Origin of the sequence: Lacinutrix sp. 5H-3-7-4 (genome assembly GCF_000211855.2) — a bacterium.
Classification (GTDB): Bacteria; Bacteroidota; Bacteroidia; order Flavobacteriales; family Flavobacteriaceae; genus Lacinutrix.
Genome location: NC_015638.1, coordinates 2,676,585 through 2,691,032 on the forward strand (window position 1 = coordinate 2,676,585; position 14,448 = coordinate 2,691,032).

A 14,448-nucleotide genomic window follows, 5' to 3' on the forward strand; every position below is an offset into this window, starting at 1 on the left:
TTAAGAAAATAATCAAAATGGCAAAATTTAAATTAGACGAAATTGATCATCAAATACTTGATATGTTGATTGATAATACAAGAGTTCCTTTTACAGATATCGCAAAAAAATTGTTAATATCTGCTGGAACTGTGCATGTAAGAGTGAAAAAAATGGAAGATGCAGGAATTATTAAAGGCTCTTCATTAACTTTAGACTACAAAAAATTAGGATATTCATTTATAGCTTATGTAGGTGTTTTTCTTCAAAATACATCTCAAACAAAGTTTGTTTTAGAGCGTATTAACGAAATTCCATTTGTAACAGTAGCTCACGTAACTACAGGGAAATTTAATATTTTCTGTAAAATTAGAGCAAGAGATACAGAACATGCAAAAGATGTTATATTTATGCTAGATGATATTGATGGCGTTTACCGTACAGAAACAATGATTTCGTTAGAGGAAAGCTTAAATGATAAAAAGCGTTTAATGCACGATATTTTTAATACTTTATAAGTTTTTAATAACAACAATTTAAAGTCCTTTAGCTATCTTGCTAAAGGATTTTTTTTTAACTCATTTTTAAATTATGCGAGTAACAGACTTAAACGATACTGAATTTATACCTTATTTCCAGCCCTATATTAACAAGTTAGGAGATTTAATTTTAATTGATAGTTTAGAAGATGGTTTGGAAAAAACAATTAACTTTTTTCAATCCATTCCCGAAGAAAAATTGGAATTTAGATACGCAGAAGACAAGTGGACAATTAAAGAGATTATTAATCATTTAATAGATTCAGAAAGGGTTTTTTGTTATCGAGCATTGCGTTTTTCTCGTCAAGATAAAACTGCCTTAGTTGGTTTTAATGAAGACGCTTATGTGCTGAATAGTAATGCAAACGACAGACAACTTAAAGCTTTACTTGAAGAGTATTCTTTGCTTAGGCAAGCTACAATTATTATGTATAAATCTTTTAATTCTGAAGTTTTAAAATTAAAAGGCCAAGCAGGTAGCGGTATGGTTTCGGTAAGGGCGTTAGGTTTTTTAATTGCTGGTCATGAAAAACACCACTGCGAAGTTATAAAGGAGCGTTATTTATAATGTTAAACTAACTATCCTCATTGTCGTTAAATGACTCATCTATTAAAATGTGACCGTCTTCATTTAAAACTAAGTCATCCTTATCACTAAAATTCGCCATAGAGTAATGCAGTTTACTGCCTACTTTTACAAGATAAATAGTGTCTTCAGTTTTAATTTCTACAGCTTCTATAGTTTCGTTTTTATGGTTGTCAAATACCACAATATCATCGTCTCCATAACCGTCTGGAAATTTTTGCGTTAATAAGGTTAACACTTTGGGAGTTAATTTTTTATAGTCTACAATTACTCTGCGCATAACATTTGGATTTTAAGTTAGTGCTTAAGTCTAGTAATAAAATTAATAGCTCTATAAAATTACAAATTTTTAAATAAATAAGAGGCTAGAGGTTGTAAAATTTAAAAGCTTCTATAATGTGTTTTTCATCAACAATACAATTAGCCTTAGGTTTGCCAATAGCTTCTAGAAGCACAAAATTTACATTTCCATGTTCATTTTTTTTGTCGTATTTTAATAAATCTATAATAGGAGCGTAGTCTGCTTCTAGAATTTCTACATGACCGTAAACGGCTTTTAAAATGGTTTTAATTTCGCTGTTTAATGTTTTAGGAAAATCACAGTATATTACAGATAAATAGTTAGCTAAAACCATTCCAATAGCAATAGCTTCACCATGTAATAGACGTTTTTTACTGTCATTGTTTATGTAATAAGACTCTATGGCATGACCTAGAGTGTGACCATAATTTAAAGTTTTTCTTAAGCCTTTTTCTTCAGGATCTTGTTCTACTATGTTTTTTTTAATAATAATAGACTCGTAAATTAAGCCGTCTAAATCATCAATTGTAGATTGAGATAAATCTTTTAGTTTGTTCCAGTAAGTATAATCATGTATTAATCCATGTTTAAGCATTTCGGCTAAACCAGAACGCATCTCTAATTGCGGTAAAGTATTTAGGTATGATGTATCTACAACAATTAATTGCGGTGTGTTAATTACACCAATTTGATTTTTTAAATGCCCTAAATCAATACCTGTTTTGCCACCAATAGAGGCGTCTACCATAGCAAGTAAAGATGTTGGTATATTAATAAAATCTATACCGCGCTTAAAAGTAGAAGCTACAAAACCGCCTAAATCTGTAACAACGCCACCACCAATATTTATAATAACACTTTTTCTATCTGCTCCATATTCAGACAGTGCTTCCCAAAGACCAAGACATATATCAAGATTTTTTTGTTCTTCACCAGCTTCTATTTCTAGAATATCGTACTCAATTTCGGTGCTAATTTGGGCTAAAAAAAATGGAACACACTCAATATTAGTGTTTTCATCTGCTAAAATATAAACCTTAGAGTAGTTTGCTTCTTTTAAATGTTTATTTAAAGCTGTATAACCATCGTTGTTAAAAAAAATGGTGTAATCCTGAGTTGTAATTGGTGTCATTTAAAAGTGAATTTTTATGATGTAAAAATAAGGAGTTTTTAAAGAAATATGATAGACATCAATTATATTTGCGTAAATTTTTTTTTAGCATATGAATACCGAAAAAATCTTTAATAACACCAAAATTGCTTTTGCTTTAAAAAGTAATTCTGAATTAGACCGTGCTTATTATTTATTTAAAATGATAGCAAATAGACCTTTGGTGAAAATTGGTACTACACTTACAAATATTGCTTTAAAATTAAGGTTACCTGTAACTAGTTTAATACGTATTACGGTTTTCGATCATTTTTGTGGTGGTGTTAATGAGAGAGATTGTATACCAACTATAGATAGTATGTATGGTGCTAGGGTTTGTTCGGTATTAGATTATTCGGTTGAAGGAAAAGCTTCCGAAAATCAATTTGATGATGCTACAGAGCGTTTAATTAAAATTATTGAATTTTCAGAAAAAAAAGACGCAATGCCTATTGTAGTTTTTAAACCTACAGCATTAGGTAGGTTTTATTTATTTCAGAAAAAAGGAGAAGGAAAAGCTTTTACAGCTGAAGAAGAAGCAGAATGGCAAAGAATAATTGGAAGGTTAGATAGGCTTTGTAAATTATCAAAATCTAAGGATGTTGAAGTTTTAATTGATGCTGAAGAAAGCTGGATGCAAACAGCAGCAGATGAGATAATTGAGTTAATGATGGAACGCTATAATAAAGATGTTCCTTATGTGTATAATACATTACAAACCTACCGTTGGGATCGGTTTGATTTTTTAAAGGCTTCTCACGAAAGAGCTAAGGAAAATGGTTATAAACTTGGCTACAAAATTGTGCGTGGCGCGTATATGGAAAAAGAGCGTGAACGTGCAATTGAAAGAGGTTATGAGTCTCCAATTTGTAGAGATAAAAAAACAACAGATGACAATTTTAATAAATGTCAAAAGTATATTTTAGAAAATATTAACGACATCTCTATTTTTGTTGGTACGCATAACGAGGAAAGTACATACTTAGCAATGCAGCAAATGGAATTGTTAAATATTAACAAAGAAGATAATCGTGTTTGGTTTGGTCAGCTTTATGGTATGAGCGATCACATTAGTTTTAACTTGGCGGCAAAGGGATATAATGTTGCAAAATATTTACCTTTTGGACCAGTGAAAGATGTTATGCCTTATTTAATTAGAAGAGCAGAGGAGAATACATCGGTTGCTGGACAAACAAGTAGAGAGTTGACTTTGCTTGATAAAGAAAGAAAAAGAAGACGCGCTTAGTTTATAAATTTTATAGTTTTTATAAAAGCTTTCTCTTTACAGTTTTCTATTATTAAAGCCGTTTCTTTATTATCTATTTCGCCTTCAACAAAATATATTCCACAAGGTTTTTTTCTACTTTCACTTTTAGAAAAATTTATATCACCTTTATATAAAATATAATTTATTTGAGTAGTATCAATACTTTTATTTACTAAAAAGTCTTGAGCCTCTGTAGTGTAGATAAGTTGTTTTGAATTAATACTTTTTAAAACTCTTGCATCTGGACCATAATCAAATTTACAAGATGCTTTTCTTCCATTAAGAAAAAAAGCGAGCAATATTAAACCAATGGCAAAACCGCCAAAATAATATCCAAATCTTTTAAGTAATTGCATTAAAAAGAGAATTTTTAGTCACCGTTATAGTGATGAGCTATCGTTTTGCAAAACTCGGTAATTTAACCGATTAATAATAGGAAAAATTCAAATTGTTATTTAAAAAATAAGTAAGTTAACATCGTTGTATTTTAAATCAAACCATTCACCAACAGCTCGGCTTGTTAAAATACCATGATAGAAATATAAACCGTTTTTTAGGCCGCGATCCATTCTTAAAGAATGCTCTAAACCACCATCTTCGGCAATTTTTAATAAATAAGGTGTAAAAATATTGCTAATAGAAGCAGAGGCAGTTCTAGAATAACGTGCAGGAATATTAGGAACACAGTAATGTGTTACTCCGTATTTTTTAAACGTTGGGTTTTTATGTGTTGTTACTTCGCTAGATTCAAAACAGCCACCCATATCAATACTTACATCAATAATTACAGAGCCTTTTTTCATTTGTTCAACCATAGCTTCGCTAACAATTACTGGAGATCTGTCTTTACCACGAACAGCACCAATAACTACATCGCAACGCTTTAGTGCTTTGTTAAGGTATTTTGGTTGTATGGTTGAAGTATATAATGTTCGGCCTAAATTAGCTTGAACACAACGTAGTTTTGTAATAGAATTATCGAAGATTTTCACATTAGCTCCTAAGCCAATAGCGCTTCTAGCAGCAAATTCGCCAACAGTTCCTGCTCCTAAAATCACAACCTCTACAGGAGGTACGCCGCTTATGTTGCCAAACATTAGGCCGTTTCCTTCGTTAGAATTACTCAATAATTCTGAAGCAATTAATACTGAAGCTGTTCCAGCTATTTCACTTAATGCTCTAACAGCAGGATATGCGCCATCATCATCTCTAATAAATTCAAAAGCTAAAGCTGTAATGCGTTTTGTAGCTAATGTTTCAAAATATTTTTTGCTTTGTGTTTTTAATTGAAGTGCAGAAATTAATATAGTTTGTGGGTTTATTAATTTTAATTCTTCTATAGTTGGTGGTTCAACTTTTAAAATCATTGGGCAAGCGTAAACTTTTGCAATGTCGTTTGTGATTTCAGCTCCGTTTTCACTATAATCTTTATCACTAAATTTAGAACCTTCGCCTGCGCCAGACTCTATAAGTACACGATGTCCATTATTTACTATAGCAGAGACTGCATCAGGTGTTAGGCAAACGCGTCTTTCTTGAAAAGAAGTTTCTTTTGGGATACCTATAAATAGGGAGCTTTTGTCTTTTAAAATTTCTAATTTTTCTTCTTGAGGAAGTAATTGTGCTTTAGAAAAAGGAGTAATGGATTCTGCCATTTTTAATTATTCATTTTTATATGCATTCAAAATACAAATAAAAATTTTATATAAGAAAGTATAAATTAAAAATACTGCTTAATTTTTCCCCAAATAGTTTTTGGTTTAAACATTAATTCGTCTTCTAATTCTTGTGTGGTTTTGTTTATAGTGTTTAATGTATTGAACATATGGGACCTCATTAAATATATTGAAGGAATTACTATAGCCATAACAGGAACTAAATGAATTAATTGAAATTCATCAATATATTCCATATCATCGTTTAATGCGCCAAAAATTTGATATGTAAACATTGCAATTGGAACTAATAATGCATGATACCACCAGTGTCTGCATGTAAAAAACCAAATAAATAATAAAAGAACAGGAACTGCTTTCATTAAAATAGACCATATGCCTACTTGGGCATCTTCATAGAAACCACTTTCGTAAGTAAAAAACCATGTCTCCCACGTTTTAGTTTCGGGAACATATTCATAAGTATAAAAAATAAAGGGAGTAATTGCTATAATTGTAGCAAAAATACTCCCTAAAATAATACTCTTGTTGAACTTTAGTTTATCCGTGTTTACGTATTTTAAGTTTTGCTTTGTCAACTCCTGTGTGCGTTTGCTCATTTAAATCAATAATGTTTGTCGCGTTTGCAGTGAATAATACACCACCAAAAATAGCTAATGCTAATACATACTTTTTTGTTTTCATAATGTTAGGGATTTTAAAGGGATTAAATTAATTAATTACTCAAATCTATATAAAAACCTAACTGGTATGACGCGCAAATGTTAAAAAAATGTTAAAAAAATGGTTTTGCTCAATTTTGGTTACGGGAAAAACCGTAAACGGCTCAAAAATACACTTTTTTATGAGATAAAAAAGCGCATTACTGCTATCGTTAATTAACCAATGTTAATATTCTTTCTTTTGGATTAGTTGCTGTAATAGAAATCGTGTTAAAATCGCTTTCAATTATGTTTTTAGCAATTTCAGGCCATTCTATTAAAAGCCAGGCATCTTTATTTAAATAGTCTTCTATGCCAAAATCGTATAATTCTTCTTCGTTCTCAACTCTATATAAATCGAAATGAAATATTGAGGTGTGTCCGGTATTATATTCGTTAACTAAAGAAAAGGTTGGGCTACTTACAACATCATCACTTTCAAGAGCTTTTACAATAGCTTTAATAAGTGTTGTTTTGCCCATACCCATTTCTGCATCAAATAATAAAATTTTTGATGTACTTTTTTTTATAATTTTTTTAGCTACAATATCTAGCGTATCTAAAGTATATGTTTCCTGCATTAAAAATTTTTTAGCAAAAATAATTTATTTCGGATTTAAAACTACAAACGGAATAATCATTTCTTCAAGAGAAACACCACCGTGTTGGTATGTGTTACGGTAATAACTAACATAATGATTGTAATTATTTGGATAAGCAAAAAACAAATCGCTTTTAGCGAAAATGAAAGAGCTATTCATGGATAAAGAAGGTAGGTGTATTGTTTTAGGATTCTTTGCAGCTAATACATCTTTGTTTTCATAGCTTAAACTACGACCTGTTTTGTAACGTAAATTTAAACTTGTATCTCTATCGCCAATAACTTTAGAAGGGTTTTTTACATTAATAGTACCATGATCTGTTGTTAGTATAAGTTTAAAGCCCATTTGTTGTGCATGTTGTATCATCTCTAATAAAGGAGAATTTTTAAACCAACTTTGGGTTAGTGACCTGTAAGCTTTATCGTTAGAGGCTAACTCTTTTACTACATCCATTTCTGTTTTAGAATGAGATAACATATCTACAAAATTGTAAACAACTACAGTAAGATCGTTTTCTTTAAGGCCTTTAAAATTATCAGCTAATTTTTTTCCGTCTTTTAAATTAGTGATTTTATAATACTCGTGTTTAAGGTTTGTTAGTCCTAAACGTTTCATTTGAGCATTTAAAAAATCGGCTTCATGTAAATTTTTTCCACCTTCATCAGTATCGTTTTTCCAGTATTCAGGATGGAGTTTTTCCATATCACTTGGCATTAAGCCAGAGAAAATAGCGTTTCTTGCATATTGTGTAGCTGTTGGTAGTATGCTATAAAAAGGAGTTTCGGTTTCTTTTTTATAATGGTTACTTACTATTGGTTCGAACGCTTTCCATTGGTCGTAACGTAAATTATCTATAACAACTAATAAGGTAGGTTGTTCTTTGCTTAATTCTGGTACAATTTTATCTTTAAATAATACATGAGATAGTATAGGTGCGTCTGTATTTGGTTCAAACCAGGTTGGGTATTCTTTATCTATAAATTTTCCAAACTGAATATTTGCTTCGTTTTTTTGTGATTCTAAAATCTCAAACATGCCAGAATCTTCAATACCTTCTAGTTGCATTTCCCAGTAAATAAGTTTTTGGTACAAGGCTGCCCATTCATCATATGAATTTACCATAGACATATCCATAGCAATTTTCCTAAATTCCTGTTGGTAATTAGAGGTTGTTTTTTCAGACACTAATCTTGAGTGGTCTAAATTCTTTTTTAAACTTAAAAGAATTTGGTTAGGATTTACAGGTTTTATAAGGTAATCTGCAATTTTATTCCCAATGGCTTCTTCCATTATATACTCTTCTTCGCTTTTGGTAATCATAACCACAGGAAGCGCAGCTTCTTTTTCTTTTATCTCGTTTAAAGTTTCTAAACCAGTTAAACCTGGCATGTTTTCATCTAGAAAAACAATATCAAACTTTTTTTCATCAAGAATTTCAAGTGCTTCTGTGCCACTATTACATTTAGTTACTGCGTAGTTTTTTTTCTCTAAAAAGAGAATATGAGGCTTAAGTAAATCTATTTCATCGTCAACCCAAAGTATATTTATTTTATCCATGTATATTTGTTGTATAATTTTAGAAAAAAGTATCAGTTTGCAAACAAGTAACAAACTTAAAATATTAAACGACCCAATTTACGGATTTATTACTATCCCAAATTCTTTAATATTCGATTTAATAGAGCATAAATATTTTCAACGTTTACGCCGTATAACGCAAATGGGAATGAGTTACTTGGTTTATCCAGGTGCACATCACACTCGTTTTCATCATGCGATAGGTTGTATGCATTTAATGCAGAAAGCGGTGCAAGTACTTAGATTTAAAGGTGTTGAGATTAATGAAGAAGAAAAAAACGCACTATTAGTTGCTATATTATTACACGATATAGGTCATGGGCCATTTTCTCATGCTATGGAGCATAGCATTGTAAATGGTGTGTCTCACGAGCATATTTCTATGCTTTTTATGGAAGTTTTAAATAAAGAATTTAACAACGATTTAACTTTGGCTATTAAAATATTTAAAGGAGAGTACCATCGTAAGTTTATGTGCCAGTTAATTTCCAGTCAAATTGATATGGATCGTGCAGATTATTTAAAACGTGATAGTTTTTATACAGGTGTAGCCGAAGGTAATATAAATAGTGAACGTTTAATAACGATGTTAAATGTTAAAAATGACGAGCTTGTAATTGAAATGAAAGGCATATATTCTGTCGAGAAATTTTTAGTAGCAAGACGTTTAATGTACTGGCAAGTATATTTACATAAAACAAGTTTGGTTGCAGAGCAGTTGTTAATTCGCGTGCTTAAACGAGCAAAAGAATTAACAAGAAAAGAAGTTGTTTTAAATGCAAGTAAACCACTTCAGTTTTTTTTAAGAAATGAAATTAATTTAAGTGACTTTAACAAAGAGACGTTAGATACTTTTTCTAAGCTTGATGATTACGATATAGTTTCGGCTATGAAAGAATGGCAAGATCATGATGATTTTATTTTAAGAAATTTGTGTAGAATGATTATTAATAGAGACTTGTTAAAAGTTAAAATTAAAAAGAAACCTATTAAAAAAGAAAAATTAATAGCGTTTAAAGAGCAATTAACAAATGCTTATTCTATAACAGATAAAGAGGCCGAATACTTTGTGTTTACGGGAGAAATTTCTAATCAAGCGTACACTCAAAAAAAACAAGGAATTAAAATTTTACATAAAAACGGAAGCATAGAAGATTTGGTAAAAGCATCAGACCAACTTAACCTTAAAGCTTTGTCTAAACCTGTTACCAAATATTATATATGTTACCCAAAGGAAAAATTGTGATTATTTTTTCTATTTTTGCGAAAGATGAAGTTTACAGCAGAACAAATAGCAGGTATTTTAGAAGGTGATATTGTAGGAGATTCACAAGTTGAAGTTTCTAAACTATCTAAAATAGAAGAAGGCGTAGAAGGCGCTTTAACATTTTTGGCTAACCCAAAATACACACAATATATTTATACAACTAAAGCATCTATAGCTATAGTTAATAAAGATTTTGAGCCAGAACAAGAAGTACAACCAACCTTAATAAAAGTTGAGGATGCTTATAAGTCCTTTTCTAAATTATTAGAGTATTACAATCAAGTAAAGCTTAATAAATTTGGAATAGAGCAACCATCATCAATTTCAGAAACAGCAACATTAGGCAATGATGTTTACGTTGGTGCATTTACATATATTGGAGACAATGTAACTATAGGAGATAATGTAAAAATTTTTCCAAGCAGTTATATAGGAGATAATGTAACAATAGGAGAGAATACGGTAGTTTTTTCTGGAGCAAAAGTATATTCAGAATGTATTGTAGGAAATAATTGTGTTATAAATTCCGGAGCTATAATAGGAGCAGATGGTTTTGGTTTTGCGCCAAACGAAAAGGGAGAATACCACAAAGTACCACAAATAGGAAACGTAATATTAGAAGATTTTGTAGATATTGGTGCTGCAACTACAATAGATAGAGCTACTTTAGGATCTACGGTAATTAAACGTGGTGTGAAATTAGACAACCAAATACAAATCGCACACAATGTTGAAATTGGAGAAAATACAGTAATTGCTGCTCAAACAGGAGTTGCAGGATCAACAAAAATTGGCCAAAATTGTATTATAGGAGGCCAAGTAGGTATTGTTGGACACATTACAATAGGTAATGGTGTGAAAATTCAAGCGCAATCTGGTATTGGAAGAAATGTAAAAGATAATGAAGTGCTTCAAGGTTCACCAGCACTTTCTTATGGAGATTATAATAAATCTTATGTATATTTTAAAAACTTACCAAAATTGGTAAAAACTATAAACGAATTAGAAAAAAAAGGAAATGGCAATAATTAATTCGGAAGTAAAACAAAAAACGATACAAAATGAAGTGTCGTTATCTGGTGTTGGTTTACATACAGGTCAAGAAGTAACATTAACTTTTAAGCCTGGAGCTGCAAATACAGGTTTTGCTTTTAAACGTATAGATTTAGAAGGGAATCCGGTTATAGAAGCAGATGCAAACTATGTAACAAACACACAACGTGGTACTTGTTTAGAAAAAAATGGAGTAACCATTCAAACTTGTGAGCATGTATTAGCAGCATTTGTAGGCTTAGATGTAGATAATGCAATTATAGAATTAGACCAATCTGAACCACCAATAATGGATGGTTCTTCTAAGTTTTTTGTGGAAGCTATAGAAAGTGCAGGTATTGTAGAGTTAGATGCACAAAGAGAAGAATACGTTGTAAAAGATGTTATTTGTTATACAGACGAAGAAACAGGAAGTGAAATACTTGTTATGCCAGCTAAAGAATACCAAATAACTACAATGGTAGATTTTGGCACTAAAGTTTTAGGTACACAAAATGCAACATTAAATAATATAAGTGATTTTAAAAGAGATATATCAGACTCAAGAACATTTAGTTTTTTACATGAGTTAGAGGCACTTTTAGAACATGGATTAATAAAAGGAGGTGACTTAAATAATGCTATTGTTTATGTAGATAAGGAATTATCTCAAGAAACAATGGAGAAATTAAAAGTTGCTTTTAATAAAGACAATATAGCTGTAAAACAAAACGGGATTTTAGATAACTTAACGTTACATCATCCAAACGAAGCAGCGAGACATAAACTTTTAGACGTTATAGGAGATTTAGCCTTAATAGGAACTAGAATTAGAGGTAAAGTAATAGCTAATAAACCAGGTCATTTTGTAAATACACAGTTTGCAAAAAAAATGTCTAAAATTATTAAAAACGAAAGACGTAATAATGTTCCAGAAATAGATTTAAACCAAAAACCATTAATGGATGTTGGTCAAATTATGGATATGCTACCACATAGGCAGCCATTTTTACTAATAGATAAAATATTTGAGCTTACAGACCAAAAGGTAATAGGAATGAAAAATGTGACTATGAACGAAGAGTTCTTTAAAGGTCACTTTCCTGGAGCACCAGTTATGCCAGGTGTTTTAATTGTTGAAGCAATGGCACAAACAGGTGGTATTTTAGTTTTAAGTACAGTTCCAGATCCAGAAAACTACCTTACTTTCTTTATGAAAATAGATAAAGTAAAGTTCAAACAAAAAGTAGTGCCAGGCGATACCTTAATTTTTAAGTGTGAGTTAATTACTCCTATTAGACGTGGTATTTGTCACATGCAAGGTTATGCCTATGCAAATGGTAAACTATGTGCCGAAGCAGAATTAATGGCACAAATTTCTAAAGTTAAATAAAAACACAAAAAATGAACCAACCCTTAGCTTACGTTCATCCGGGCGCAAAAATTGCTAAAAATGTAGTAATTGAGCCTTTTACAACAATAAATAATAATGTTACCATTGGTGAAGGTACTTGGATAGGCAGTAATGTAACTATTATGGAAGGTGCGCGCATTGGAAAAAATTGTAATATTTTTCCAGGAGCCGTAATTTCAGCAGTACCTCAAGATTTAAAATATAATGATGAAGATACTTTAACCATAATTGGAGACAATGTAACTATTAGAGAATGTGTTACAATAAATCGTGGTACAACAGATAGAATGAAAACTGTTGTAGGCGATAATTGTTTAATTATGGCTTATTGTCATATTGCTCACGATTGTATTGTAGGGAATAATTGTATCTTTTCAAATAATAGTACACTAGCAGGACATATTACTATAGGTGATTATGTTATATTAGCGGGAATGACAGCAGTACATCAATTTTGTTCTGTAGGGAATCATGCCTTTGTAACAGGTGGATCTCTTGTAAGAAAAGATGTACCACCATTTGTAAAAGCAGGAAGAGAACCTCTATCTTACGTTGGTATAAACTCTGTTGGTTTAAGAAGAAGAGGTTATTCAACAGAAAAAATTAGAGAGATTCAGGATATATTTAGAATATTATATCAAAAAAATTATAATAACACACAAGCTTCAAATATTATAGAAGCAGAGATGGAAGCAACCACAGAACGTGATGAAATTCTTCAGTTTATTAAGAATTCTCATCGTGGAATTATGAAAGGTTACTTTAAATCAAATTAAAAAATAGAAATAAAATATTATGGCAAATACTTCAGATATAAGAAACGGTTTATGTATAAAATACAACAACGATATTTATAAAATAGTTGAATTTCTTCATGTAAAACCAGGAAAAGGACCTGCATTTGTACGTACAAAAATGAAAAGCGTAACAAATGGTAAAGTGTTAGATAATACGTTTTCAGCAGGACATAAAATTGATGATGTTCGTGTAGAAACACATAAGTTTCAGTATTTATATAATGATGGAGAATTTTATCATTTTATGAATGAAGCAGATTATACACAAATTAGATTATTAGAATCTGCTTTAGATACGCCTCAATTAATGAAAGAAGGAGAAATTGTTACAGTAATTATTAATACTGAAGACAATATGCCGCTTTCTGTAGAAATGCCTGCAAGTGTTATATTAGAAGTAACAGCTACAGAGCCTGGTGTTAAAGGTAATACAGCAACAAATGCTACAAAACCAGCAACAGTAGAAACAGGAGCAGAGGTAAATGTACCATTATTTATAAATGAAGGAGATAAAATTAAAGTTGAAACTGAAAAAGGAACTTACAAAGAGCGCGTTAAAGAATAATTTCCACCAAACCGTCTTTAGTTTGTAATTCTAGGAAACTAAATACTAAATTTTAATTGTTATGAAGTTTTCTAAACCGCATACTCTAAAAGAAATAGCACATTTAATAGATTGTAAATTTATTGGTGCAGATAATTTTCAGGTTTTAGGCATGAATGAGATTCATGTGGTAGAACCAGGAGATATTGTTTTTGTAGACCATCCTAAATATTACGATAAAGCGTTACAGTCTGCCGCTACGATTATTTTAATTAATAAAGAAGTAGAGTGTCCAGAAGGTAAAGCTTTATTAATAAGTGATGATCCATTTAGAGATTTTAATAAGTTAACATTACACTTTAAGCCATTTCAATCTTCAAATGTAAGCATTGCGGCTTCAGCAAAAATTGGAGAAAACACTGTAATTCAGCCTAATTGTTTTATTGGTAATAATGTTACAATTGGAGATAATTGTATAATTCATGCTAATGTTACAATTTATGATGATGCTGTAATAGGAAATAACGTGACTATTCACTCTGGTACCATTTTAGGAGCCAGTGCGTTTTATTATAAAAATAGACCAGATGGTTTCGATCAATTACTGTCTGGAGGTAGAGTTGTAATAGAAAATAATGTAGATATTGGAGCACTTTGTACTATAGATAAAGGTGTTACTGGCGATACAACTATTGGAGAAGGATCAAAACTAGATAACCAAATTCAAATTGGTCACGATACAATAATTGGAAAAAAATGCCTTATTGCATCGCAAACAGGAATTGCTGGTTGTGTTGTAGTAGAAGATCAAGTTACTATTTGGGGTCAAGTAGGTGTTAAAAGCGGAATCACAATTTCAAAAGGAACAGTTTTATATGCACAATCTGGATTAGGGCATACCACAGATCCAGATACAGCTTATTTTGGGTCTCCTGCAGTAGAAGCAAGAGAAAAATTTAAAGAAATGGCATACATTAAAAAAATTCCTGAAATTCTTAAAAAAATTAATAAATAG

General features: G+C 30.8%; 17 protein-coding genes. 9 read left to right on the forward strand and 8 right to left on the reverse strand.

What is annotated here, in order from left to right:
• Window positions 1-17: 17 nt before the first annotated feature.
• Both LACAL_RS12060 and LACAL_RS12065 read left to right on the forward strand, forming a co-directional pair.
• On the forward strand, window positions 18-497 hold the full coding sequence (locus tag LACAL_RS12060) for an Lrp/AsnC family transcriptional regulator (RefSeq protein WP_013871027.1): 480 nt from the start codon (window positions 18-20) through the stop codon (window positions 495-497).
• A 73-nt stretch (window positions 498-570) separates the two neighbouring features.
• A complete protein-coding gene (locus tag LACAL_RS12065; protein WP_013871028.1) occupies window positions 571-1,086 on the forward strand; it encodes a DinB family protein in 516 nt (171 codons plus the stop codon).
• Between the two features lie 7 nt (window positions 1,087-1,093).
• On the opposite strand, the gene LACAL_RS12070 is transcribed toward LACAL_RS12065, so the two are convergent.
• Both LACAL_RS12070 and aroB read right to left on the reverse strand, forming a co-directional pair.
• Window positions 1,094-1,384 carry a hypothetical protein gene (locus tag LACAL_RS12070; RefSeq protein WP_013871029.1) on the reverse strand — a complete coding sequence of 97 codons (291 nt, stop codon included), beginning with the start codon at window positions 1,382-1,384 and terminating at the stop codon, window positions 1,094-1,096.
• Window positions 1,385-1,469: 85 nt separating this feature from the next.
• The gene (aroB, locus tag LACAL_RS12075) at window positions 1,470-2,537 is read right to left on the reverse strand and encodes a 3-dehydroquinate synthase (protein WP_013871030.1); all 1,068 of its coding nucleotides are present in this window, start codon (window positions 2,535-2,537) and stop codon (window positions 1,470-1,472) included.
• A gap of 91 nt (window positions 2,538-2,628) precedes the next feature.
• Here aroB and LACAL_RS12080 point away from each other — a divergent pair, with 91 nt between their 5' ends.
• Window positions 2,629-3,801 (forward strand): proline dehydrogenase family protein, encoded by a 1,173-nt coding sequence (locus LACAL_RS12080; RefSeq protein ID WP_013871031.1) that lies wholly within the window; start codon window positions 2,629-2,631, stop codon window positions 3,799-3,801.
• Here the strand turns inward: LACAL_RS12080 and LACAL_RS12085 are convergent.
• The 6 genes from LACAL_RS12085 to LACAL_RS12105 form a co-directional block, all read right to left on the reverse strand.
• A complete protein-coding gene (locus LACAL_RS12085) occupies window positions 3,798-4,178 on the reverse strand; it encodes a DUF4258 domain-containing protein (RefSeq protein WP_013871032.1) in 381 nt (126 codons plus the stop codon). The two genes, LACAL_RS12080 and LACAL_RS12085, sit on opposite strands and share 4 nt — an antisense overlap.
• Before the next feature lie 99 nt (window positions 4,179-4,277).
• Window positions 4,278-5,477, reverse strand: a complete 1,200-nt coding sequence (locus tag LACAL_RS12090; protein WP_013871033.1) for an alanine dehydrogenase — start codon at window positions 5,475-5,477, stop codon at window positions 4,278-4,280.
• Between the two features lie 65 nt (window positions 5,478-5,542).
• A complete protein-coding gene (locus tag LACAL_RS12095) occupies window positions 5,543-6,097 on the reverse strand; it encodes a hypothetical protein (protein ID WP_013871034.1) in 555 nt (184 codons plus the stop codon).
• Entirely contained in the window at window positions 6,039-6,182 is a 144-nt protein-coding gene (locus LACAL_RS15465; RefSeq protein WP_013871035.1) for a hypothetical protein, read from the reverse strand. Before LACAL_RS15465 ends, LACAL_RS12095 begins: the two co-directional genes overlap by 59 nt.
• A 190-nt stretch (window positions 6,183-6,372) precedes the next feature.
• Entirely contained in the window at window positions 6,373-6,780 is a 408-nt protein-coding gene (tsaE, locus tag LACAL_RS12100) for a tRNA (adenosine(37)-N6)-threonylcarbamoyltransferase complex ATPase subunit type 1 TsaE (RefSeq protein WP_013871036.1), read from the reverse strand.
• 24 nt (window positions 6,781-6,804) lie between these two features.
• Window positions 6,805-8,358 carry a response regulator gene (locus LACAL_RS12105; protein ID WP_013871037.1) on the reverse strand — a complete coding sequence of 518 codons (1,554 nt, stop codon included), beginning with the start codon at window positions 8,356-8,358 and terminating at the stop codon, window positions 6,805-6,807.
• Between the two features lie 37 nt (window positions 8,359-8,395).
• Here LACAL_RS12105 and LACAL_RS12110 point away from each other — a divergent pair, with 37 nt between their 5' ends.
• The 6 genes from LACAL_RS12110 (at window position 8,396) to LACAL_RS12135 (ending at window position 14,448) form a co-directional block, all read left to right on the forward strand.
• The gene (locus tag LACAL_RS12110; RefSeq protein WP_013871038.1) at window positions 8,396-9,625 is read left to right on the forward strand and encodes an HD domain-containing protein; all 1,230 of its coding nucleotides are present in this window, start codon (window positions 8,396-8,398) and stop codon (window positions 9,623-9,625) included.
• A 24-nt stretch (window positions 9,626-9,649) separates the two neighbouring features.
• Complete coding sequence (gene lpxD / locus LACAL_RS12115) at window positions 9,650-10,678, forward strand: UDP-3-O-(3-hydroxymyristoyl)glucosamine N-acyltransferase (protein WP_013871039.1); 1,029 nt, start codon at window positions 9,650-9,652, stop codon at window positions 10,676-10,678.
• Window positions 10,665-12,071, forward strand: coding sequence for a bifunctional UDP-3-O-[3-hydroxymyristoyl] N-acetylglucosamine deacetylase/3-hydroxyacyl-ACP dehydratase (locus tag LACAL_RS12120; protein WP_013871040.1), 1,407 nt, complete (start codon window positions 10,665-10,667; stop codon window positions 12,069-12,071). The genes lpxD and LACAL_RS12120 overlap by 14 nt, the downstream gene beginning before the upstream one ends.
• 11 nt (window positions 12,072-12,082) lie before the next feature.
• Window positions 12,083-12,868 carry an acyl-ACP--UDP-N-acetylglucosamine O-acyltransferase gene (gene lpxA / locus LACAL_RS12125; RefSeq protein WP_013871041.1) on the forward strand — a complete coding sequence of 262 codons (786 nt, stop codon included), beginning with the start codon at window positions 12,083-12,085 and terminating at the stop codon, window positions 12,866-12,868.
• Between the two features lie 19 nt (window positions 12,869-12,887).
• Window positions 12,888-13,454, forward strand: a complete 567-nt coding sequence (gene efp, locus LACAL_RS12130) for an elongation factor P (RefSeq protein WP_013871042.1) — start codon at window positions 12,888-12,890, stop codon at window positions 13,452-13,454.
• A gap of 61 nt (window positions 13,455-13,515) precedes the next feature.
• Complete coding sequence (locus LACAL_RS12135) at window positions 13,516-14,448, forward strand: UDP-3-O-(3-hydroxymyristoyl)glucosamine N-acyltransferase (protein WP_013871043.1); 933 nt, start codon at window positions 13,516-13,518, stop codon at window positions 14,446-14,448.